This is a genomic window from Synechococcus sp. BIOS-E4-1 (assembly GCF_014279995.1).
Lineage (GTDB): Bacteria > Cyanobacteriota > Cyanobacteriia > PCC-6307 > Cyanobiaceae > Synechococcus_C.
Genome location: NZ_CP047935.1, coordinates 2,553,067 through 2,574,718, shown reverse-complemented (window position 1 = coordinate 2,574,718; position 21,652 = coordinate 2,553,067). Strand labels below are relative to the sequence as shown.

24 protein-coding genes are annotated in these 21,652 nt (G+C 59.8%); 19 read left to right on the top strand and 5 right to left on the bottom strand.

Annotated features, from left to right (window positions below):
- Positions 1 to 28 precede the first annotated feature (28 nt).
- Positions 29 to 1,231 carry a bifunctional 2-polyprenyl-6-hydroxyphenol methylase/3-demethylubiquinol 3-O-methyltransferase UbiG gene (locus tag SynBIOSE41_RS14035; protein ID WP_186541247.1) on the bottom strand — a complete coding sequence of 401 codons (1,203 nt, stop codon included), beginning with the start codon at positions 1,229 to 1,231 and terminating at the stop codon, positions 29 to 31.
- Between the two features lie 159 nt (positions 1,232 to 1,390).
- Here SynBIOSE41_RS14035 and SynBIOSE41_RS14030 point away from each other — a divergent pair, with 159 nt between their 5' ends.
- The 7 genes from SynBIOSE41_RS14030 to SynBIOSE41_RS14000 all read left to right on the top strand — a co-directional run bounded on the left by SynBIOSE41_RS14030 (position 1,391) and on the right by SynBIOSE41_RS14000 (position 9,367).
- Positions 1,391 to 4,306, top strand: a complete 2,916-nt coding sequence (locus tag SynBIOSE41_RS14030; RefSeq protein WP_186538414.1) for a phycobilisome rod-core linker polypeptide — start codon at positions 1,391 to 1,393, stop codon at positions 4,304 to 4,306.
- A 414-nt stretch (positions 4,307 to 4,720) separates the two neighbouring features.
- Complete coding sequence (locus SynBIOSE41_RS14025; protein ID WP_066910979.1) at positions 4,721 to 5,206, top strand: allophycocyanin; 486 nt, start codon at positions 4,721 to 4,723, stop codon at positions 5,204 to 5,206.
- 39 nt (positions 5,207 to 5,245) lie between these two features.
- A complete protein-coding gene (apcB, locus tag SynBIOSE41_RS14020) occupies positions 5,246 to 5,734 on the top strand; it encodes an allophycocyanin subunit beta (protein WP_066910982.1) in 489 nt (162 codons plus the stop codon).
- Positions 5,735 to 5,739: 5 nt separating this feature from the next.
- On the top strand, positions 5,740 to 5,940 hold the full coding sequence (locus SynBIOSE41_RS14015; RefSeq protein WP_006851140.1) for a phycobilisome linker polypeptide: 201 nt from the start codon (positions 5,740 to 5,742) through the stop codon (positions 5,938 to 5,940).
- Positions 5,941 to 6,067: 127 nt separating this feature from the next.
- On the top strand, positions 6,068 to 7,318 hold the full coding sequence (locus SynBIOSE41_RS14010; protein ID WP_370594241.1) for an FtsW/RodA/SpoVE family cell cycle protein: 1,251 nt from the start codon (positions 6,068 to 6,070) through the stop codon (positions 7,316 to 7,318).
- Positions 7,319 to 7,403: 85 nt separating this feature from the next.
- Complete coding sequence (locus tag SynBIOSE41_RS14005; RefSeq protein ID WP_066910985.1) at positions 7,404 to 8,072, top strand: cytochrome c biogenesis CcdA family protein; 669 nt, start codon at positions 7,404 to 7,406, stop codon at positions 8,070 to 8,072.
- 2 nt (positions 8,073 to 8,074) lie between these two features.
- On the top strand, positions 8,075 to 9,367 hold the full coding sequence (locus tag SynBIOSE41_RS14000; protein WP_186538412.1) for a cytochrome c biogenesis protein ResB: 1,293 nt from the start codon (positions 8,075 to 8,077) through the stop codon (positions 9,365 to 9,367).
- Here the strand turns inward: SynBIOSE41_RS14000 and queF are convergent.
- The gene (queF, locus tag SynBIOSE41_RS13995) at positions 9,339 to 9,749 is read right to left on the bottom strand and encodes a preQ(1) synthase (RefSeq protein ID WP_066910991.1); all 411 of its coding nucleotides are present in this window, start codon (positions 9,747 to 9,749) and stop codon (positions 9,339 to 9,341) included. The genes SynBIOSE41_RS14000 and queF overlap by 29 nt on opposite strands.
- Before the next feature lie 163 nt (positions 9,750 to 9,912).
- Here queF and SynBIOSE41_RS18425 point away from each other — a divergent pair, with 163 nt between their 5' ends.
- From SynBIOSE41_RS18425 to SynBIOSE41_RS13980, 3 genes are all read left to right on the top strand, one after another.
- Positions 9,913 to 10,260, top strand: a complete 348-nt coding sequence (locus tag SynBIOSE41_RS18425; protein WP_370594129.1) for a DUF4278 domain-containing protein — start codon at positions 9,913 to 9,915, stop codon at positions 10,258 to 10,260.
- A 70-nt stretch (positions 10,261 to 10,330) separates the two neighbouring features.
- A complete protein-coding gene (locus SynBIOSE41_RS13985) occupies positions 10,331 to 10,558 on the top strand; it encodes a hypothetical protein (RefSeq protein ID WP_186538404.1) in 228 nt (75 codons plus the stop codon).
- Positions 10,559 to 10,590: 32 nt separating this feature from the next.
- On the top strand, positions 10,591 to 10,929 hold the full coding sequence (locus SynBIOSE41_RS13980; protein ID WP_186538402.1) for a P-II family nitrogen regulator: 339 nt from the start codon (positions 10,591 to 10,593) through the stop codon (positions 10,927 to 10,929).
- Positions 10,930 to 10,947: 18 nt separating this feature from the next.
- On the opposite strand, the gene SynBIOSE41_RS13975 is transcribed toward SynBIOSE41_RS13980, so the two are convergent.
- Entirely contained in the window at positions 10,948 to 11,775 is an 828-nt protein-coding gene (locus SynBIOSE41_RS13975) for a TlyA family RNA methyltransferase (RefSeq protein ID WP_186538400.1), read from the bottom strand.
- A 98-nt stretch (positions 11,776 to 11,873) separates the two neighbouring features.
- Between SynBIOSE41_RS13975 and SynBIOSE41_RS13970 the strand changes: the two genes are divergently transcribed.
- The 4 genes from SynBIOSE41_RS13970 to fumC all read left to right on the top strand — a co-directional run bounded on the left by SynBIOSE41_RS13970 (position 11,874) and on the right by fumC (position 14,986).
- Positions 11,874 to 12,089: a hypothetical protein gene (locus SynBIOSE41_RS13970; protein ID WP_066911000.1), complete on the top strand. Its 216-nt coding sequence runs from the start codon at positions 11,874 to 11,876 to the stop codon at positions 12,087 to 12,089.
- Between the two features lie 61 nt (positions 12,090 to 12,150).
- Complete coding sequence (purB, locus tag SynBIOSE41_RS13965; protein ID WP_186538399.1) at positions 12,151 to 13,446, top strand: adenylosuccinate lyase; 1,296 nt, start codon at positions 12,151 to 12,153, stop codon at positions 13,444 to 13,446.
- 15 nt (positions 13,447 to 13,461) lie between these two features.
- A complete protein-coding gene (locus SynBIOSE41_RS13960) occupies positions 13,462 to 13,569 on the top strand; it encodes an adenylosuccinate lyase (protein ID WP_066911005.1) in 108 nt (35 codons plus the stop codon).
- Between the two features lie 19 nt (positions 13,570 to 13,588).
- On the top strand, positions 13,589 to 14,986 hold the full coding sequence (fumC, locus tag SynBIOSE41_RS13955) for a class II fumarate hydratase (RefSeq protein ID WP_186538397.1): 1,398 nt from the start codon (positions 13,589 to 13,591) through the stop codon (positions 14,984 to 14,986).
- An 11-nt stretch (positions 14,987 to 14,997) separates the two neighbouring features.
- On the opposite strand, the gene SynBIOSE41_RS13950 is transcribed toward fumC, so the two are convergent.
- Positions 14,998 to 17,772 (bottom strand): RNA helicase, encoded by a 2,775-nt coding sequence (locus tag SynBIOSE41_RS13950; RefSeq protein WP_186538395.1) that lies wholly within the window; start codon positions 17,770 to 17,772, stop codon positions 14,998 to 15,000.
- A 73-nt stretch (positions 17,773 to 17,845) separates the two neighbouring features.
- Here SynBIOSE41_RS13950 and SynBIOSE41_RS13945 point away from each other — a divergent pair, with 73 nt between their 5' ends.
- The 5 genes from SynBIOSE41_RS13945 to SynBIOSE41_RS13925 are packed head-to-tail and all read left to right on the top strand — an operon-like array spanning position 17,846 to position 21,315.
- A complete protein-coding gene (locus SynBIOSE41_RS13945) occupies positions 17,846 to 18,994 on the top strand; it encodes an aminotransferase class I/II-fold pyridoxal phosphate-dependent enzyme (protein WP_186538381.1) in 1,149 nt (382 codons plus the stop codon).
- The gene (locus SynBIOSE41_RS13940) at positions 18,994 to 19,734 is read left to right on the top strand and encodes an alpha/beta hydrolase (RefSeq protein WP_186538375.1); all 741 of its coding nucleotides are present in this window, start codon (positions 18,994 to 18,996) and stop codon (positions 19,732 to 19,734) included. The genes SynBIOSE41_RS13945 and SynBIOSE41_RS13940 overlap by 1 nt, the downstream gene beginning before the upstream one ends.
- Complete coding sequence (locus SynBIOSE41_RS13935) at positions 19,734 to 20,495, top strand: methyltransferase (protein ID WP_186538374.1); 762 nt, start codon at positions 19,734 to 19,736, stop codon at positions 20,493 to 20,495. Before SynBIOSE41_RS13940 ends, SynBIOSE41_RS13935 begins: the two co-directional genes overlap by 1 nt.
- Entirely contained in the window at positions 20,492 to 21,163 is a 672-nt protein-coding gene (bioD, locus tag SynBIOSE41_RS13930) for a dethiobiotin synthase (RefSeq protein ID WP_186538372.1), read from the top strand. Before SynBIOSE41_RS13935 ends, bioD begins: the two co-directional genes overlap by 4 nt.
- On the top strand, positions 21,160 to 21,315 hold the full coding sequence (locus SynBIOSE41_RS13925; RefSeq protein WP_170953744.1) for a hypothetical protein: 156 nt from the start codon (positions 21,160 to 21,162) through the stop codon (positions 21,313 to 21,315). Before bioD ends, SynBIOSE41_RS13925 begins: the two co-directional genes overlap by 4 nt.
- Positions 21,316 to 21,333: 18 nt before the next feature.
- Here SynBIOSE41_RS13925 and SynBIOSE41_RS13920 read toward each other — a convergent pair whose 3' ends face one another.
- On the bottom strand, positions 21,334 to 21,618 hold the full coding sequence (locus tag SynBIOSE41_RS13920) for a hypothetical protein (RefSeq protein ID WP_255475783.1): 285 nt from the start codon (positions 21,616 to 21,618) through the stop codon (positions 21,334 to 21,336).
- Positions 21,619 to 21,652 lie beyond the last annotated feature (34 nt).

The following is a 21,652-nucleotide window of genomic DNA, read 5'->3' as shown; positions in this document are numbered from 1 at the left end:
GCGGAATCTATCACGCGTTTTCTCAGGCTCAGGTTCTGCAAGCTTGCAGAAGCAGCAGCCGGCGCGACAGGAGACCTCTTGCAACCGAGACGGTCTCAGGCCCGAGGTTGAGGTCACCCAAAGGGGTTTCTGGATGGTGCTCAACAGCTTGCAGCAGTGCCAGCTCGGATTCTGAAAGAGCGATCGGCTCCAGATCCGGGCCCAGAAGGCTGGAGGAAGGCCATCCCCATAGACACGACTGTCGTCGACCAATCGCCTGGAGCAAGGCTGAATCGTCCTCCCAGCGGTTGGGATGGACAGGTCGTTTCGCCACAAAAAACTCGAAGTGACTGATCTCGGGATCGAGGTCTTCAACGAGCAGCCATTGTTCAAGCTCAGGAAGCATTGCTGCACGCTCCAGCAGTTCACCTGAAAGCAAGCGGTTCAGATCCCATACGGAGGGATTCGAAAAGCCGGCGAACTGCAGTCCGGCGGCATTAATCAAGCTGAACAAGCGACCGAGGTCGTAGCTGGTCTCCTGCGGATGGAGATACATATCAGCGAAATTCGAGTCGGCAGCGGTATCGATCAGCCAGCGTTGCTCATGGTTCTGGCGCAGACGATTGCCCTCAGGCAAAACCTGAAAAAGTTGACGGCCAAGCCGCAGACCTTCAGCACCGCTGCCAGCACCCAATCGCAACAGCGCGCTTTGGGTTCGATGAATCTCCCAACGTCCCCCATCGGCGTAGAGGAACAAATGGATCAAACCCGTGTCCGACAACAGCGAACCCAAGGCCTTCAGACCCGCAAGTGGCTCACGCAGGTGATGCAGAACGCCCACAGAATTGATGAAGTCGAAGGGTCCCTCGCCCTCCAGATCGAGAAGACTGCGCTGCTCCTGGCGTAAACCATCCACCTGATCTGCGGCACCGGATCGCTTCAATCGCTCACGGGCCACCTCAAGGGCTCCTGCACTGATATCCACCGCCAGAACCTGGGATCCGGGATTGAGATGACAGAGGTAATCGGTGCTGACACCTGTTCCACAACCCGCATCAAGAATGCGCAGAGAAGCCGCTTCGTCAGCGTGCGATGGCAAGGCGCCGTGCACGGCTGCCAGAACGCTTTCATGGCACCAGCGCCAGTTGTAGCCAGGAGGCGGTCCGTCCTGAAGAGGATCCCCCGGATATGGGAACCGGTCATAGAAGTCACTCACCACAGGGGTGGCGGCATCCGAGGGCTTGGGGTTCATCGGCGCGTCGGTTTCCGGTCTCATTATTCGGTCTGAAGCATTTCAGGGGGGGCATTGGGAACAGGCCTGAAGGACCCACCCCTGCAAACATTTGTTCATGCCTGTTCGGGAGCCCTCAGAACGAGCCGTAACGTGGCCGAATCCGGCTTGCTCCCGTTCATGACCGTGACCGCCAGCAGCGGCAGCCCAAGGGTCTCCCCCCAGCTGTTCGACACCCTGCCGCTTTCCAGCGTTCGTCAGGCGGAACAACAGGACCGTTTCCCGGACGGGGGCGAACTCGACACGCTTATCACGTTCTTCCGAAGCGGCAATGACCGCCTGGAAGCGTCAAAGATCATCGCCAGCAATGCGGAAGCGATCGTTGCCCGCGCGGCGAACAGGATTTTCGTCGGAGGAACTCCCCTTTCGTTCCTCGAGGCGCCGCTCAGCACAGGCGAGGTGTCCCAAGCCCAGGCTGTCGATGCCGCCCCGCTTGCGGCTGACCAGGCCGCTTTCGAACAATCCGTGCGCACCTTCACGGGCGACAGCAGCATCACCAAGCGTGGCAACTTCTTCACGCGGCTGTTCGATGTCGCCGGCGGTGATGCCGATGTACGAGTCGTCCTGCCCACCGGCTTCACCGCCATCAGCGTGGCCAAGTACGGCCCAGCATTCATGCGCAAATCGGTGCGCGACCTGGGCTGGTTTCTTCGCTACGTGGGCTACGCACTGGTGGCCGGTGACCCCAGCATCCTTGCGGTGAACACGCGCGGACTGCGCGACATCCTCCTCAAGAACTGTTCTCTGACCGCCACCAACGTGGCCCTTCAGGAGATGCGAGGAGCCTGTGCGGAGCTGCTTCGGGAGCGACCGGAAGCCCGCCGTCTGACCATCGACTGCTTCAACGTGCTCCTGCAGGAGCTCGCCGTTGCGACGCCCTCCACCAAACAGAAGCTCGGCAGCCGCGTCAGCCAGGGGCTTCAGCTTCCAGCGATCTATGCCCTGGCATCAGAAACAGCACAGCGTTTTGAAATGCGCCCTGGCCTGTCCGGAGCAGAGAAAGCTGAAGTCATCCGAGCCGCTTATCGACAGGTCTTTGAGCGCGACATCGCCAAGGGCTATTCCCAGAACCCCTGCCGTTCGGAAGCAAGCCAGCTGGTGCAGGGCAAGATTTCCATGCGCGAATTCATCCGCGCCCTTGGACGAAGCAAGGAGTACCGGAATCAGTTCTACGGACCCTTCGTGAACAGTCGGGTTGTGGAACTGGCTTACCGTCATTTTCTCGGACGTGGCGTCAGTTCTCTCGAGGAATTCCGCAAAGCATTTTCGATCGTCAGCGAGCAGGGCCTGAATGGTCTGGTTGATGTGATCGTCAACGGCAGTGAATATGCGCAGACCTTCGGTGAGGAAACTGTTCCTTACCTGCGCGATCTGGGTGAAGAGGCACAAGAGAGTGCAGGCTGGGGATCAAACCGTCGTTTGTTCCGCTTCAGTGCGCCGTTCGAGGGAGCACCTCAATACGTGACTCTCTATGCGTCCTACCGGCAACCTCTCGCTGATCAGCACGCTTACGGCGGCGGCAATGATCCGGTCGGCAATCAGTACGGAGCGATCTTCCCTTCGGACACCGCTTCTGTGACGACGCGTCCCGCACCGTTCAGCTATGACACCCGCCGCCTGCTGGTGAGCAATGGCATGGCGCAACCCGGACAAATGGACAGTCCTCAGTTCCGGGGCAGTCGTCCGCGCAAGGTGGGACCGCGAGTGATTCGACTCCAACAGATCGCCACCGGCGGTGCGGCGGTTCCACGCCGCGGCGGTCAGCCAAGCGTTCGCAACACCGAATCCTCCACCCAGGCGGTGATCAAAGCCGTTTACATCCAGGTGCTGGGCAACAGCGGCTACGAAGGAGAACTGCTCAAATCCCAGGAAGCACGTCTCGAAAACGGAGACATCAGCCTGCGGGACTTCATTCGCAGCGTGGCACGCTCGGATGCCTTCCGCCGTCGCTACTGGGAAGGCCTCTACATCGCCAAGTCCATCGAAGTGATGCACCGACGTCTGCTTGGCAGGCCCACCTTTGGTCGCTGGGAAATCGACGCTCTCTTCGACACGGCAGCTCGCCATGGTTTTTACGGTTTGGTCGATGCACTGATCGACAGCAAGGACTACAGCGACTGCTTCGGTGAAGACACCGTGCCCTATGAACGCTTCATCACTCCAAAGGACCTGACCACTCGACGAGCTCCTGGATTACGCAGATCCCTGGATCCCTCAATCGGAGCCAGAGTCAACGTGTCGATGGCTCCACGGCCAGAAGCAATCCGCCGCGAAGCATTGCGAACGACCGGTGACATCACCAAGAGAAATCTTGTTGACCAGAGTCGCAGCAGGATCTCCGGTGGAAAGTGGACAACCGACATCAAGGGCTTTACTCCCCCGGAACAGCTGGCCGCTTTCATGCTTCAGCGCTCATCGCGTTCCGCAGCAACACTCAACCAGTGGTCCAAAACATCCCAGTCCAACCGTGGACAAACTGGACTTCAGGCGGCACTTCCTCTCGGCGATGCCGGTGGTTACAAGCGACGCGAGGGGCTTCCCACCCAGGCCTCTTTGGCACGCGTCTCCAACGAATCCGAACTGCGGGAGATCCTTGATGCGACCTACCGACAACTGCTCAACCGCGTCCCCCTCGAGACAGAACGCCTCACCACGGCGGAGTCACTGCTGAGAGATGGACAAATTGACCTCGATGGCTTCGTCGAATCAGTTGCACTCAGCGAGCCTTTCCAGGATCGACTCTCACGGATGGCACCACTTCGTGCTGCCACTGCAGCGAGCATCGCTCTTCTCGGCAGAGCCTCAACTCCTTCGGAGACCAGCCGTTTCCTGCAGGTCAGAGCAGCCTCCGGTCAACCCACGGCTGTGCGCAATCTGCTGGAACTCCGCGCCGAGATCGGCTCCGAACCTTCGGATGTACCAGGGCTGAGCACGCTGAGCTCACGCAGTGGTGTTCCCCAGTCAACCATCACTCGAACAGCAAGCCTGTACGGCGGCAACGCTGGTTTGACCCCCCGACCTGATGAAGCTCTCTGAACACGCCGTTCAGGAAGAGAGTTTTGCCGCAAAATAACATCAATCAACGTTTGAGACGGAGTTATCAAGACCTCCGACTTTTTGCTGACTGTTTATAAAAAAGAACTTCAAAAAAACAGCGAGAAGTTCAAATAGAGCGGCCCACACTGGCAATGAAGATCTGTTACCGGGACACAGACTCTTCAGGACGCTGCCTGAGAATTAAGGGGGTTCATACGCACCTGGCCCTGCGAGGAGCGCGAATTCCACAACGGAAGATCAACAGATACAACATCTGATGGCCTTCCGACTCGGATCTCCGTGATCCGAGGCACTGCGGCCCTTAAGCTGCTTCACGATCTCAATCGAGATCACCACACCACTCACCGGATATCGGCCTCCTACGGGTGGCTGCTTGCTTCGAGGTAGAACTGCATGAGCATCGTCTCCAACTCGATCATCAACGCGGACGCCGAAGCCCGCTATCTGAGTCCAGGAGAACTGGACCAGATCAAGGCGTTCGTCAGCGGAGGCCAACGTCGCCTGCGAGTCGCTCAGGTTCTCAGCGAGAGCCGTGAGCGCATCGTCAAGACTGCAGGCGGACAGCTCTTTCAGAAGCGTCCTGATGTCATCTCTCCTGGCGGCAATGCCTACGGAGAAGCCATGACCGCAACCTGCCTGCGGGACATGGATTACTACCTCCGCCTCGTGACCTACGGCGTCGTCGCTGGTGACGTGACCCCGATCGAGGAGATCGGCGTAATCGGAGCCCGTGAGCTCTACCGATCCCTCGGCACCCCCCTCGAGGCCATGGCAGAAGCCGTTCGTGAGATGAAAACCGTGGCAATGGGCATCCTTAGTGGTGCTGATGCCGAGGAAGCCGGCTTCTACTTCGACTACGTGGTGGGCTCTCTCGCCTGATCACCGGAACCAACGCCCCTTCACGTCACTCCTGAGTCCATGCAAGACGCGATCACCAACGTCATCAACAAGTCCGACGTCCAAGGTCTCTACCTGGATACGGCATCCATGAGCAACCTCGAGAGCTACTTCGCCAGTGGTGAACTGCGCGTGAAGGCTGCCGCAACCATCAGTGCGAATGCTTCCGCCATCATCCGCGACGCCGTGGCCAAGGCGCTGCTGTACTCGGACATCACCCGTCCTGGCGGCAACATGTACACCACCCGTCGCTACGCAGCCTGCATCCGTGACCTGGACTACTACCTGCGGTATTCCACCTACGCCATGCTCGCCGGCGACACCTCCATTCTCGACGAACGTGTTCTGAACGGTCTCAAAGAGACCTACAACTCCCTGGGAGTACCTATCGGAGCAACGGTCCAGGCCATTCAGGCGATGAAGGAAGTCACCGCCTCCCTGGTCGGACCCGATGCAGGCAAGGAAATGGGTGTGTACTTCGACTACATCTGTTCCGGTCTCGGCAACTGAGCCCCATGCGGTTGTTCAAAGTCACCGCTTGCATCCCCAGCCCTGAGAAGGTTCGGACGCAGCGCGAATTGCAGAACACCTTCTTCACCAAGTGGGTTCCCTACGACAGCTGGTTCGCTGAACAACAGCGGATTCAGAAACAGGGTGGACGCATTATCAAGGTGGAGCTCTGCACCGGCGGTCAACAGGTCAACGTTGGTAACTGATTCGAATTCAAATGTGTGTTGAAACCCGGCCTCTGGTCGGGTTTTTTGTTGAGCTCCCTTGGCAAACCGTCTCAAGGACGGCTCAATACATGCAACACCTACGATCGTTTTGAGCAGCCCCACCGTGATCTCCAGAAGGAGTCGATCCTCACGTCAGGGCACCCTGCGGGAACGACAAAAGGCTGCCGCTGAATCCAAGCCTCTATGGGAGCGTTATCTGCCGCTCGAATGGTCACTCTGGCCTGCGGAAGCACGTCTGCTGCTCACACTCACAGCGATCTGGAGCCTGGCAGGCCTGCTGGTGCTCGCTTCTGCCAGCTGGTGGGTCGCTGCGCGTGAACAAGGTGAGGGGGCTTATTACGTCAAAAGACAATTGGTGTGGATGGCAGCCAGCTGGAGCCTGATGTCATTCACAGCATCGATCAATCTGCGGCGCTGGCTGAAACTGGCCGGACCCGCACTCTGGATTGGCTGCCTCTTGATCGCAGCGACCCTGGTGATGGGAACCACCGTGAATGGAGCCAGCCGCTGGCTGGTGATCGGACCGATTCAGATTCAGCCTTCCGAACTCGTGAAACCGTTTGTGGTGCTGCAAGCGGCAAACCTCTTCGCGCATTGGAAACGGAACGGGCTGGATCAAAAGCTTCTGTGGCTGAGCAGTTTCGGGATTCTGGTGCTGCTGATTCTCAAGCAGCCCAACCTGAGCACCGCTGCTTTAACCGGCCTGCTGATCTGGCTGATGGCCTTTTCAGCAGGACTGCCGCTCTTTCAGCTGTTCGGGACAGCGATCGGAGGAGCGCTTCTTGGCACCGCAAGCATCCTGATCAACGAATACCAGCGTCTGCGCGTGATTTCCTTTCTGAATCCCTGGAAGGATCCGCAGGGTGATGGATATCAACTGATCCAAAGCCTGCTGGCGATCGGCTCGGGCGGGGTTTTCGGCCAGGGATTCGGTCTCTCCACCCAGAAACTGCAATATTTGCCGATTCAGAGCACCGACTTCATCTTCGCGGTCTACGCCGAAGAATTTGGACTGGTGGGGTCCTTGCTGCTGCTTCTGTTCCTGATGTTGATCGGCTATCTGGGACTACGCGTTGCTCTCCGATGCCGAAGCAATCAGGCCAGGCTTGTTGCCATTGGTTGCGCAGCACTGCTCGTGGGCCAATCGGTGATGAACGTGGCCGTGGCATCCGGAGCCATGCCAACAACCGGACTGCCGCTGCCGCTGGTGAGCTACGGAGGCAACTCACTGCTCTCGAGTCTGATGATCGTGGGACTTCTGATCCGCTGCTCTCTCGAATCCACAGGATTGATCGGTGGGCGCGGTCAAGCTCAACGACTGGTGTCTGATCGACGCCGTCCACGTCCTGATCGATAGGCTGAACTCCGAGTTTTTCTGAACCGGCTTCACCATCGCCCTCCTCGACCTGGCACTGTCCGATCTGGCCCGAAGTGGTGAAGACCTGCTGAACCATGCACTTCAGCAGCCTGGCCCGCTCAGCCTTGGGGCCGTACTGGTCGTGGGAGCCCTCACCAGTCTGGGACCGTGCTCACTATCGCTGCTACCGGTGACGCTGGCCTACCTCGCCGGATTTGAAAGCGAACAACCTGCTTGGCAACGCAGCCTTGCCTTCTGCGGAGGCATCGTTGGAGCTCTGGTGATGCTGGGCAGCCTGAGCGGATTGCTGGGGGGCATTTACGGCCAGGTACCGGGACTGATTCCCACCCTGGTGGCTTTGCTGGCCGTGGTGATGGGGCTCAACCTGCTTGGAGTTGTACGACTGCCCCTACCGGCAGGCCCGGATCCCAATGCATGGAGTCGCAAGGTGCCTGCACCGCTGGCGCCGATTGCGGCTGGTCTGGCGTTTGGCCTTGCAGCTTCACCCTGCACCACACCTGTTTTGGCAGTTCTGCTGGGCTGGATCGCCAGCAGTGGCAATGCAATCACAGGGCTGATCTATCTCAGCAGCTTCGGAATCGGCCAGGTGCTGCCGTTGCTGCTTGCCGGAAGCATGGCGGCATCCCTTCCCAAACTGATGGCGATGCGCTCGATCAGCCGCTGGATCCCCAGCATCAGCGGTGTCGTTCTGCTCACGATCGGCACGCTCACCCTGCTGACGAGGCTGGTCTGAGCATGCGTGCGTTGAAACGATTGCTGGCACTGCTCTCCAGCTTGCGCCTAGCCATTCTGCTGCTGCTGATGATTGCACTGGCCAGTGCCGTCGGCACAATCATCCCTCAGCAGGAAGCGCCTGAGCTTTACCTGGAACGCTTCAATGCCGACCCATGGCTGGGATTGATCAACGGAAACCTGATGCTGCAGATGCAGCTCAATCACGTTTACTCAAGCATCTGGTTTCTCTCGCTGTTGGCACTGCTCGGGCTGGCACTCACCTTGTGCAGCTGGAGACGTCAGTGGCCGACGCTGAAGGCTGCTCTGCGCTGGACCGATTATTCCCGCCCACGCCAGCTGAGCAAACTGGCCTTGGCAGAGACCGTCGCCTGCAATGACAGCAGCACCGCACTGAATGACCTGGCCTCGGAGCTCAGAGGGCAGGGCTGGAACGTCAAACAACAGAGCGGTCGACTCGCCGCCCGACGGGGCGTTGTCGGCAGGGTTGGGCCTCTGCTGGTTCACACAGGTCTGGTGATGCTTCTGATCGGAGCTGCCTGGGGTGCCCTGGCAGGCCAGCGGCTGGAGCGATTCCTCGCTCCTGGACGCTCACTTGATCTGCTCAGTCCAGCCGGCGAAAACAGGCTCAGCCTCACCTTGCAGGATTTCACGATTGAAAGGGATCCAGCCGGTCGACCGGAACAGTTCAGTTCCACCCTGCTGCTCAGCCCCCAGGGCAACCCTGAAGAGCAACGCAGGATCAGCGTCAACCATCCCTTGCGCTATCAGGGCATCACTGTGTATCAGGCGGACTGGTCGCTGGCGACGATCACCGTGCAGATTGGCCGCAGCCCCCTGCTGCAACTGCCACTGAGCACCTTCCCCGAGCTCGGGGATCAGATCTGGGGACTGGTGCTTCCCACCCGTCCTGACGGAAGTGAACCGGTGTTCCTCAGCACCGGAAGTGAACAGGGCCCTGTGCAGGTGTTTGATTCAGACGGAGGTCTGATCACCAATCTCAGGCCTGGAGGAGAGGGTGCTGAGGTTCAGGGACTGCCGCTGAGAGTGGTCGAGATCATGCCGGCCAGCGGATTGTTGCTCAAACGTGACCCCGGGGTGCCACTGGTTTATGCAGGCTTCGCGATCACCCTGTTGGGGGGTGGATTGAGCATGGTGGCCACGCGTCAGATCTGGGCTGTTGCTGAAATCCAGCAGGCCAAACTGCACATTGGCGGTCTTTGCAACCGAAACCTTGCGGGCTTTGCCTCGGAACTCCCCCAGCTGATCAACAGGGTTGACGCTCTCCATGGCTGACGCGCACAACGGTGTGCACGTTTCCTCGGGGATAGAAATCAGCCTCCAACTGCATCCAGACCGGATCACAGGCCTCGACCAGATCATCAAGGATGCGGTTGGCAACCTCTTCATGGGAGATCGTGCGATTCCTGAAACTGTTCACGTAGAGCTTGATGGCCTTCAGCTCAACAACCCGAGGCCCCGGTTGATAGAGAAGTCGCAGCACAGCGAAATCGGGATAACCGGAGAAGGGACAGAGGCAGGTGAATTCCGGGAGCTCTATCGAGACCTCATAGGTGCGGCCCTGGCGAGGGTTGTCAAAACAGATCAACTCGGCATCGGCAATGGCCCTCTCCCCGTAGAGGGGAGTGCGGGTGACCTCTGCGGAAGATGCACTCATGGTCGAAAAGCGACACAACGGTTTGTAAAGACCTTAAAACCCGACACGACTGCCGCGAGCTCAGGACAAGACTTGAGAGACAACGGTTTCAGCCCTTGATTCACCTCAAACTGTTCACCATGAACAACATTTTTGCGGTAGTAATGCATTGAAGGACAAACCGTTGGGCTCGGGCCTGCTTTCACAGGCCTCTTCAGCCGGAAGTAGTCACCCGCGTGGCGAAGCAACGCTCCTTACCACGAAGCGGTCCCGATCAACGATCGGAGCACTCACCATCCTCTTCGAGGCCACGCCAATGACCACCACACAACGCACCTATCGCGGCATCCCCTACGACCCGGCGCAGCATGAGCGCCTGAGCCCGGTCAAGGTTGACCACACCTATCGCGGTCAGCACTATGACGCTCCTCTGAGCCACTCCGTGGCGACTGAATCAACTGTGGAACTCCACTACCGCGGCAGCGTTTATCAGCACCGCCGAGAACAGGCCAGAAAGCCGGTCAACTCCTGATTCGGTATCAACGCGTACATCCGCGAAAAGATCGGCGGGTCGTAATGGGGTTGACGTGTGAACCCTTTTCATGGATCTCCGCTTGCTCGCTGAAGGCCCTTCCTTCCGGTTGGTCGCGGCCAGCGTTCATGGAATCCTCTGGCTTCAGACGCATTTCGAATCCGAGCACTGGGAGCTCCTCGCCGAAGGTCACGTGATCGTGAGTCGGTCAGACGCGGAAACACTGATGTTTGACGCCTCCGAAGCCGGCCTGAACGTGAGTCCTCTTCCATCCCTCTCCCCGACACAACACGCCTGAGCTCTTAGCTTTCCCAAAGCCGGATACCAGCAATGAAAAAAGTCGAAGCGATCATCCGCCCCTTCAAGCTTGAAGACGTCAAGCTGGCCTTGGTGAACGCGGGAATCGTCGGGATGACCGTGAGCGAGGTACGCGGTTTCGGGCGACAGAAAGGTCAGGTTGAGCGTTACCGCGGCTCGGAATTCACCGTGGAATTCCTGCAGAAACTCAAAATCGAAGTGGTCATCGACGATGGTCGTGTTGAAACCGTGGTCAATGCCATTGCAGAAGCCGCGAAGACCGGAGAAATCGGTGACGGCAAGATCTTCATCTCACCGGTTGACACCGTGGTTCGGATCCGTACGGGCGATCGCGACGGATCAGCTCTTTAGAAAACCGTTTTCCTCTCTTCACTCGCTCAAGGTTGCTGAGACGACTTTCTCGACCAGAGTTTCGGGGACCTCTTGGTTGAAACGAGAGGTCAACCAAAGCAGATATTCATGGTTACCGGCTGGACCGGTGAGTGGAGAAGCCACCAGCCCTGTTGGCTTCCAGCCCAGCGGCTGTGCCGCTTGGATCACGGCATTAATGGCATCAATATGGGCAGCTGGGTCACGCACCACACCACCCTTTCCAACTCTCTGCCGTCCAACCTCGAACTGCGGTTTCACCAACACGATGGCCTCGCACTCATTGGCTTGAGCGGCTTCCACGCTCATCAGACCACGCAGGGATGGAAGCACCAGTGAGAGGGAAATGAAAGACACATCCGCCACGGCCAGTGTCGGGCGCTGATCGTCTTTCCCATACAACTGCTCGGCTGTCAGACGCCTCAGGTTGGTGCGTTCTCGCAACACCACCCGCTCATCGGTGCGCAGGCTCCAGGCGGTCTGGCCGTAGCCGACATCAATGCCATAGACGCAGCTGGCGCCGTGCTGAAGCAGGCAATCGGTGAAACCACCGGTGGAGATTCCACCGTCGAGGCAGACACGTCCGTTCACCTCAACGGGAAAGGCATTCAAAGCACCCAGAAGCTTTTCTCCACCCCTGGAAACAAATCGCGGCGGTTGCTCCACCTGAATCAGTGCCTCTTCCGCCACTTCCTGTCCAGGCTTCTCAAGACGCTGTCCATGGACATCACGCACCTTGCCGGCACGAATCAATCGCTGGGCCTGCTGGCGTGATGAGGCCAGGCCCAAAGTGAGCAGATGAAGATCCAGCCGGCGTTTACGAGCCATTTCTTCATAAAAGCAGAGGCGAAATCCGAACAAACCTGCGTGGTTCTCCCCGGAACCCAGACAACTCCTTGAGGATCGATCCGAGCCGCAATACGGTCATGTCCGCCAAGCAGCAGCCACGTCACCGACCAACACCTCGAAACGTGGTCGAACTCCTGCATCCCGGCACTTTCGTCACCATCGAGAACCACCCCAGCGATCTGCCCCCCTTCCAGGTGATCGAATGTCGAGGTGGACTCTGCACGGTTCGACAACAGGCGTGGGGACAACACGTGCAATGGGAAGTGGAACATCGTCGTCTGCGTTCTGCCTGAACGACTGGAGACGAACCTGCGTCACCGTATGGTCGAGGATTGACCATTTGTCTGCGATCCCTTGATCGAGCGCTACACCCTGCCCGAGATGGGCGCGATCTGGACCGACCAGGCCAAGTATCAGAGCTGGCTTGATGTTGAAGTGGCGGCCTGCGAGGCCAACTGCAGCCTGGGACGCGTTCCCGATGAGGCGATGGAGGACATCCGCAGCAAGGCGGCTTTTGAGCCAGCGCGGATCCTTGAGATCGAAGCCGAAGTGCGTCACGACGTGATCGCTTTTCTCACCAACGTCAACGAACACGTCGGAGACGCGGGTCGCTATATCCACGTGGGAATGACCAGCAGTGATGTGCTGGACACAGGTCTGGCCCTGCAGCTCAAGGCCTCTGTCATTCTGCTGAGGAAAGAGCTGCGCGCTCTCGACGACGCCATAACCAAACTGGCGGCAGAGCACAAGTCCACCGTGATGATCGGTCGCTCCCATGCCATTCATGGTGAACCGATCACGTTTGGATTCAAGTTGGCAGGCTGGCTGGCGGAGACCCGCCGCAACGCCGAGCGACTCGAACGGCTGGAGCGCGATGTGGCCGTGGGCCAGGTGAGCGGGGCCATGGGCACCTACGCCAACACCGATCCGGAGGTGGAACGTCTCACCTGCGACCGACTGGGCCTGACTGCCGACACCGCAAGCACCCAGGTGATCTCTCGCGATCGGCATGCTGATTATGTCCAGACCCTGGCACTGGTCGGGGCCTCACTGGACCGCTTCGCCACTGAAATCCGCAACCTGCAGCGGACGGACGTTCTCGAGGTGGAAGAGAGCTTTGCCAAGGGGCAGAAAGGCAGCTCAGCCATGCCCCACAAACGCAACCCGATCCGCAGTGAACGCATCAGCGGTCTGGCCAGAGTGCTGCGTAGCTACGTCGTGGCTGCCCTGGAGAATGTGGCTCTCTGGCACGAGCGAGATATCAGCCACAGCTCAACCGAACGGATGATGCTCCCGGACTGCTCGGTGACGCTGCATTTCATGCTGCGAGAGATGACAGCCGTGCTGGCAGGTCTGGGGGTGTACCCGTGGAACATGCTACGCAACATGAACGTGTATGGGGGCGTGGTGTTCAGCCAGCGCGTGCTGCTCGGGCTGGTGGATGCAGGCATGAGCAGGGAAGACGCCTATCGAGTGGTGCAGCGCAATGCTCACAGCGCCTGGAACAACGACGGAGGGGATTTCCGCAGCAATCTTGCAGCGGACCCCGAAGTCACCGCCAAGCTCGGCCCGCAGCAACTGGACGATTGCTTCAGCACCGATCTGCACCAGGCGAACCTGGGGGTGATCTGGGACCGTCTGGGACTTTGAGATCTGGTCTTAACCATGTTCTGGACCCCCTATGCAGACTGGATTTACGTGGTCGTGAGCGTCAGCGGCATGCTGCTGATCATTGCCCTCGTGCTCAGGCCCGGAGCGGGTCCACGCCCCTAACGCATTCACTTGCCCTGCGATGTCAGACGCGACCAGGATCGAACACGACAGCATGGGGGCTGTGGAAGTCCCTGCAAAGGCACTCTGGGGTGCGCAAACACAGCGGTCTCTGAGGAACTTCGACATCGCTGACGACCTCCTGCCGGCGGAGCTTATTCATGCTCTCGCCCGCATCAAACAGGCAGCGGCAAGCGTGAATGCTCGCCTTGGCGTCATCAGTGAGAGCGAATGTTCAGCCATCGCGACGGCTGCCTCAGCGGTTGCAGCTGGTCAGCACGATGATCAATTTCCCCTGCGCGTCTGGCAAACCGGCAGCGGCACCCAGACCAACATGAACGTCAATGAGGTGATCAGCAACCTGGCAGCTCAGGCGGCGGGTGAACCGCTCGGCAGCCACAGGCCCGTCCACCCCAATGACCATGTCAATTGTTCCCAGTCCACGAATGACGCCTTCCCAGCGGCGATTCATGTGGCAGCCGTGGAAGGTGTCGAACGTCGACTGCTTCCTGAACTGGATCGATTGATCGCTGGTTTTGCCGCCAAAACCGAGCTCTGGCAGGACCTTGTCAAGATCGGCCGCACCCATCTGCAAGATGCGGTTCCGCTCACCCTTGGACAGGAGGCCTCAGCGTGGCGCGACCAGATCGCGGCCGCCCGCACTCGCATTGCATCCAGTCTTTCGGAGGTTTATCCACTGCCACTCGGCGGCACTGCGGTGGGAACCGGTCTGAATGCCCCCGACGGTTTCGCAGAACAGGCTGCGCAGGAGCTGGCGCAGCTCACAGGACTCGCTTTCAGCTCAGCCGCCAACAAATTCGCTGTGATGGCAAGCCATGACGGGCTGGTCCATGCGATGGCACAGCTTCGCCTGCTTGCCGGAAGCCTGCTGAAGATTGCCAATGACATCCGCCTGCTGGCCTGTGGCCCACGCGCAGGACTCGCAGAGCTGCACCTGCCGGAGAACGAACCAGGAAGCTCAATCATGCCGGGCAAAGTGAACCCAACCCAGTGCGAAGCGATGGCCATGGTCTGCACTCAGGTGATCGGCCTGGATGCTGCAGTGGCGATGGCCGGCGCCGGCGGCCACCTACAGATGAATGTCTACAAACCGCTGATCGGCTTCAATCTGCTCCGCTCGATCACCTTGCTCACGGATGCCTGCCGCTGCTTCCGGGTGGCCATGGTCGAGGGAATCGAACCGAACAGGGCCAGGATTCAGCGTGATGTTGAGCAGTCGCTGATGCTGGTGACACCTCTGGCTCCGATGATCGGGTACGACAAGGCCAGTGCCATTGCGAGATACGCCCATGAGCAGGGCCTGAGCCTGCGCAATGCTGCGCTGGACCTTGGCTATGTCAGCGCTGAGGACTTCGACCGCATCGTCGATCCCGCTGACATGGCACGTCAGCAGGGCTGAAGAGAGCGCCATCAGGCGACCCGTTCCGTAGCGGGATTGAGACCCTCTGACTCCGCTGCAGCGGCCTTCTGCAGATCATCAGCTTCGGCAACTGGAAAACGGTTGATCGCCTTGAGGGCCTGACGGGCATGGCTGCGCAGCTGCTCACTGATCGCTTCGCAGTAGGGAACCTGTGCCAGCAGATCCACAGTGCGGCGCATGATCCGCACCACATCACCTTCATCCAGAGAGGTGTTGGCAATCAGGTCATTCCAGGCCGTGCCGCTGGCCCATGCCTCCACCAGTCCCATCAGCTCGGGCTCCCACCAGGCCGGCACAACAACCTGATGACGTTCCTGCGCCCGCAGCAACTCACGACGCAGACCGGAGAGGTCGTGCAGTGCCTCCTCGGCACGGGGTGGCGCCGGGAAGCCGCTCCAGAGGTCCGGACGGTTCACCTCAGTGCTGATCGCTTCAAAAACGGCGGCCAGTTCTGAAGGCGGAAGATCATCAAGGTGACCGCTCATCAGGGCCAGACCCAGCCAGAGTTCGTTGTCGCCACGGAGAGCCGCCACCGTGCGACCGATCTCCGTGGGTTCGAGCTCATCAAGGGCTGCGAAGTGCTGAAGGATCTCCATCAGAGCCAGAAAGGTCTCCCAGTGGCGGTTGGCGCGGTGGTGAAGCAGTTGCTGCCGCTCAGCGATCTCCAGCTCCAAGTCCTCCATGCGCCGGCGGTGCTTCTTGAGCTGCTTGCGATCTCCCCAGCGATGGGCGGGGTGGGCTTCCAGATCAGCCTCGAGCCTCTGCACCGTCTGCGCCTGGGAGAGCACTTCTCCTGCCAGGTCGTACTGAGGGGTCGTCATGTCATGGCGCTGAGCCATGTGCCCCACCGCCAGAGCCAAACCCCCGCTGCTCTGATCCCCATGGCGGAGCTCACCGGAACGAGCGAGTTCAGGCGTTCGAACTCCATCCACCTGCAGGCAGCTCAGCTCCGCATGCAGGCTCACCACCGCCTGACAGGGCAACATCAGCCAGACGTTGTCGATGGTGAGGCAGAGCAGCAGCGGAAACTGTCCCGGGCCCTCGCACTTCTCCACGATCACCGCCGGTGTGACGCCACCACGCAGTTGCGGGGCCTTCAGGCTGACCAGCGTTCCGACGCTCGCAAACTGCAGCGCCAGGGTGAGCTCATGCGCCAGGGTTTCCTCGGCCTGTTGCTGAAGAATGCGCATCAGTCGCCGCTCTTCGCGCAGGCGCCCTCGCCGTTTTTCGTAGTCCTCAAAGTCTTCCCACGGCACGTCACCGGCCGACCCCTGTAACTGCCCGAGCTGTAGACGCAACTGCTCAAGAATCTCCTCCTCTTCCACCAGGTCAAGGCTGGCCAGATAGCGGCCGAAGCTGCGTTCAACCAGCTCGCGCGCCTTGGCCAGATCATGACGCTGCAGCAGGTTGAGAACCATCCCATAGCTGGGAGTGAACTGGCTCACCAGCGGATCTGGAGGGCTCGTTGCCAGCTGACCCGCTTCGCGAACTCCTTCGAAACGGCTCTGCACCGTGACCACATACCCCTGAGAGTCGAGTCCACGCCGTCCTGCTCGACCAGCCATCTGCAGAAACTCACTGGCCATCAATGGACGATGGCCACGCTCTGTGCGTTTGGACAGTGACGCAATCACTGTGGTGCGCGCGGGCATGTTGATGCCCGCCGCCAGTGTTTCTGTGGCAAACACCACCTTCACCAGACCCTGCTGGAACAACTCCTCAATCAGCTCCTTCCACGCAGGGAGGACTCCTGCATGATGCGCAGCAATGCCACGCAGCAGGGCATCAGCGTGAATGCCATCGCGTACAGCTTCAGGGTTAGCGGATGAATAGGCCTTGAGACGCTCACGGATTCGGACCTGCTCCGCCTCGGTCACCAGGCACTGCACTCCAAGGTCGCGAACGGCCTTATCGCAGCCACGTCGACTGAAGATGAAGTAGATGGCGGGCAACATGTCGCGCTCGGCCATCTGGGCCACCACAAAGCTGATCGGTGGCGGTTCGGGCTGAGGAGGCCTGGGTGAGCGGCCCTTGCGCTTGTGCCCCTTGGGCGCTCGCCAGACCTTGCAGTTGGGATGAAGACCAGTGCCCTGCTCATTGAGCAACGGGTGCAGCCCCTTGGCACTGCAGAAACCGAAATGCAATGGCACAGGCCGAAAGTCACTCAGCACAAGCGTGGTGGGACCGTGCACCTTTTCAATCCAATCAGTGAGCTGCCCGGCATTGGCAACCGTGGCCGAGAGCGCCACGAGCTGGACTGGCGGCGGTGAGTGAATGATTGATTCCTCCCAAACGGTGCCGCGCTGAGAGTCATTCATGTAGTGGCACTCATCCAGCACCACGGCCTCCACGTCGGCAAGGGGATCGTCGTGCTCATCCGCCTCGGCATAGAGCATGTTCCGGAAGATCTCCGTGGTCATCACCACAATTGAGGCATCCCTGTTCACGCTGAGATCACCGGTCATCAGACCCACGTTCTCCGCACCGAATTGCTCTCGAAAATCCCGCAGCTTCTGGTTGGAAAGAGCTTTCAGCGGTGTGGTGTAAAAAACTTTCTGACCATGGGCCAGGGCGCGATGAATGGCGTACTCACCGATCAGGGTTTTTCCAGATCCTGTGGGCGCACTGACCACCACAGAATGGCCCTGGTTCAGAGCGTCGATCGCCTCCAGCTGAAAGTCATCCAGCGGAAAAGGAAACAACTGCGACGGATCCGGCGCCCCCACCTGTACGGGCTCTGAAGCCTGGGTGTCTTGATCCGCCATCAATTAATCCTAGGGACGCCGCCAAATGGGCAGTGCATCCCCAATGCGATCGGCGTGGACCGAGACTGCACGCATGAGCACTCCTCCGGCCCGTCGCCGTCAGCTGCGCACCTGGTCGCCTGCCAGGAAGCAGGAGCTTGTGCAGGCCGTCAGCACTGATTCGGACTATGGCCCGGAGCTGCTTGATCTGGCGAGCAACGATTATCTGAGCCTCTGCCGGCATCCTTCCCTGATCGCCGCGGCCGAGGCGCAATTGCGATGCAGCGGCGTGGGAGCTGGCGGCTCAAGGCTGGTGAGCGGCAGCCGCCCTGTACATGACCAATTGGAGTCAGAGCTTGCGCAATGGCTCGGACGCGAGAAAGTCTTGCTGTTTCCAAGCGGGTTTCAAGCCAATCTTGCGGCTGTCAAAGCCCTGGCGAACCGGCATACCACCGTTGTGGCGGACCGGCTGATTCATCACTCACTGCTGGTGGGCGTGCAGGCCAGCGGTGCCCGACTCCGGCGTTTTGTCCACAACGATCTTGAATCGCTGGAGCGTCTGCTGCTGCACTGTCGCAGCGAGCATCCAGACGCGCGCCTGCTGGTGATCACGGAAAGCCTGTTCAGCATGGAAGGCACAAGTCCACGGGTGCATGAGCTGGCAACAATCTGCGAGCGCCATGGAGCAAGCCTGCTCCTGGATGAGGCCCATGCCCTCGGTGTACTTGGCGAAGAAGGCCGTGGCCTGGGCTTTGGAGAACGAAGAGTGACGATGCTCAGCGGCACCTTCGGCAAGGCTTTCGGCAGCGGCGGAGCCTTCCTGGCCTGCAATGGCGAGCTTGGAGAGCAATTGCTGCAGGAGAGCGGAGCCTTCCGATACACAACTGCATTGGCACCACCGCTTGCTGCAGCAGCACTTGCTGCTCTGGAGCTGATGCGGAACAACCCCGACTGGGGCCAGACACTGGTGCAGCGCAGCAACACCTGGCGTGACCGCCTGGTCGAAGCAGGCTGGGCGCGACCGACAGGTAGCGGGCCGATCTTGCCACTACTCGTTGGAGAGGATCAGCAATGCCTGAATTTGCAACGCCATCTCGAACTCTCGGGACTTTTCACCGCTGCAATCCGCCCACCCACCGTGCCGGAAGGCAGTGCCCGACTACGTCTGGTTCTGCATCGCCTCCTTCCCGATGAGACATTGGAATCACTGCTGAGGGCCCTCTCAGATGACCGCGTTTCCTGATGAAACAGGTCATCGCCATGCATGGCTGGAGCGGCGACAGCGCAGCCTGGGCTCCATGGGAGCGTCATTTCAGCCATCGCGGCTGGCTCTGGCAAAGCGGCGAACGCGGTTACGGCAACAAGCGATCCTGCAATCCAAGCTGGGCAGAGCCAGCCAGCGGCGAAACAAACCCATGCATGGCCAGGCGGCGCAGGATCGTCATCGCCCATTCCCTTGGCCCCCATCTGCTTGACCCCTCGGTTTTCGAACAGGCCACGGATGTGGTCCTGCTCGCCAGCTTCGGGCGATTCATTCCGCAGGGGCGGGAGGGGAGGGCGTTGCGCGCTGGCCTTCGGGGCATGCAGAACGCGATCGGCAGTCCCGATGAGGCCACGATGCTGAGAACCTTCCTGAAACGCGCAGCGCAACCCGCTGATCTGGGCGGTCTGCCACCGGGACCAGAACAGCACGGACTCTCCCAGCGTGGGCGGGAATGTCTGAGAGAAGATCTTGAGCTCCTCATCAAAACCTCGGGCCTGCCAACGGGCCTGCCAGAAACCGCCCGCGTGCTGGTGGTGGATGGGATGGATGATGCGATCGTTGCGCCCGCAGCAAGCCGTGATCACCTTTTGGCCCTCACGAGCCACCTTCAGGATGCGCCCGAGCAATGGCAATTACAGGGTGTCGGTCACGCACTGATGGTCCCGGATCTGCTCGTGCGCGTCCAGGAGTGGCTTGATCACCACAGTCGAGCAAGCTGATGAACTCCATCACCAACTGGGGAGACAAAGTTCTCAGCCGTTTCGATCAATCGGCCCAGAACTACAACGCATCAGCCACGCTGCAGCACTCGGTGGCCGCTCAGCTGGCAAACCATTGCAGGCAACAGCACATCCCCAGCGGACTGTGGGTCGACCTCGGAAGCGGCACCGGTCATCTGGCCGAGGCACTGGAAGCCAGGCATCCCGGGCAGCGCGTGCTGCGTGTGGACGGCAGCAAGGCCATGCTTCAACAACACCCTCTCTGCGCCAGAACGCAGCAATGGGATCTGAGAGACCCATTACCACGATGGCCGGAGGCGCCCAGTCTTCTGGCATCAAGCTTCTGTCTGCACTGGCTGCCGGCACCAGGACAGGTCATCCGGAATTGGCTGAATCAGCTGGCTCCTGGGGGATGGTTGGCGGTGGCATTACCCGTTGAGGGTTGCTTCCCTCAGTGGCATCGCGCTGCGAAAACCACGGGCATCCCCTGCACGGCCATTGCCTTCCCAGAGATCAAGGCCTTGTTCCAGTGGGTCAGGGCTGATCGGATCAGGCTGCAGGAAGACATGTACTGCAACGCCGTTGCGGAGAGCCTGCCCAGGCTGCTGAGACCGCTGCGCAGGGTTGGAGCGGACTGCAGCACTCAGCCATCACTGTCGGTTCGAGACTGGCGCACACTCCAGCAGGCCTGGCCCGAACATGATGGTGAGGGACAGCTCAGACTCACCTGGGTGATCAAATTGCTGCTGATCCAACGATGAGAACGAGTTCAGCTGCACTGCGCCTCGTGGTCTGCGGCACAGACACAGACGTGGGCAAAACTGTGGTCAGTGCTCTGCTCGTCCAGGGGCTTAATGCCGTGTATTGGAAGCCGGTGCAGAGCGGTCTGGAGGACGGCGGTGATCGTGAGCGAGTGGTTGAGCTGATCGACCTTCCCTCCGATCGCTGGATCGCAGAGACCTATGCCTTCCAGGCAGCTGTTTCACCACACTGGGCAGCGGAACTGGAAAACACCCGCCTTGATCCAATGCAGCTGACGCTTCCAGCGACCGGAACCAGGCCACTCGTGGTGGAGACAGCCGGCGGACTTCACGTTCCACTTACCCGCTCCTGGCAGCAGATCGATCAGCTGCAGCAGTGGATGCTGCCGGTTGTGCTGGTGGCCCGCAGCGGGCTGGGCACCCTGAATCACACCCTGCTCAGTCTTGAAGCGCTTCGCAGCCGCAAAATCCCTGTGGTCGGCTTGATCCTGAATGGACCTGCCCATGCCGACAATCCGAGAACCCTCAGCGAAATCGGCGATGTTCCTTTGCTGGCGGAACTTCCCCCCCTGCATCCTCTCAATGCGGAAACCCTTCGCAATGCATGGCAAAACCAGGGTCTCGGCCCTAAGTTCGAGGCGTTTGCGAACCATCCGGACAACCGATGACAAGCCGTCAGACCTGGGCCACCGTGGCCGTTGTGCTCCTCTGCGGCGGCATTCTCGTGCTGTTCACCGACATTGAGGTGCAGCTTGTGCGCTGGTTCAACTGCGGGCCGATCGCAACCCTCGGAGAAAAAGACAGCAACGTCTGCCGTTGAAAACACCAGACAGTGATCTCAGCCCATCGGTCGTGATCGCAGTGGGCATCTGCCCATCAACAGCGCCACATGACGCACGGCCATGGTCAGAGTCCATCCCTGACGAAGCTGTTCATGGATCTGTTCGATCTGGGAGGGCGACCATCCACGCATTTCAAGCCGCGCCTTGATCGAGGGCCATCCACCTTCAAAAAAGATGCTGCGACAACCATCACTGCCAGGACCACAGCGGGGGCGCTGTGAGGCCGGCTCCACAAATCGATTGGAAGTCGACCGCACCCGGCTTTGATCGGTCTGATTCATGGCCATGGCTGGCCTCGCAATCCTGTGCCCATGA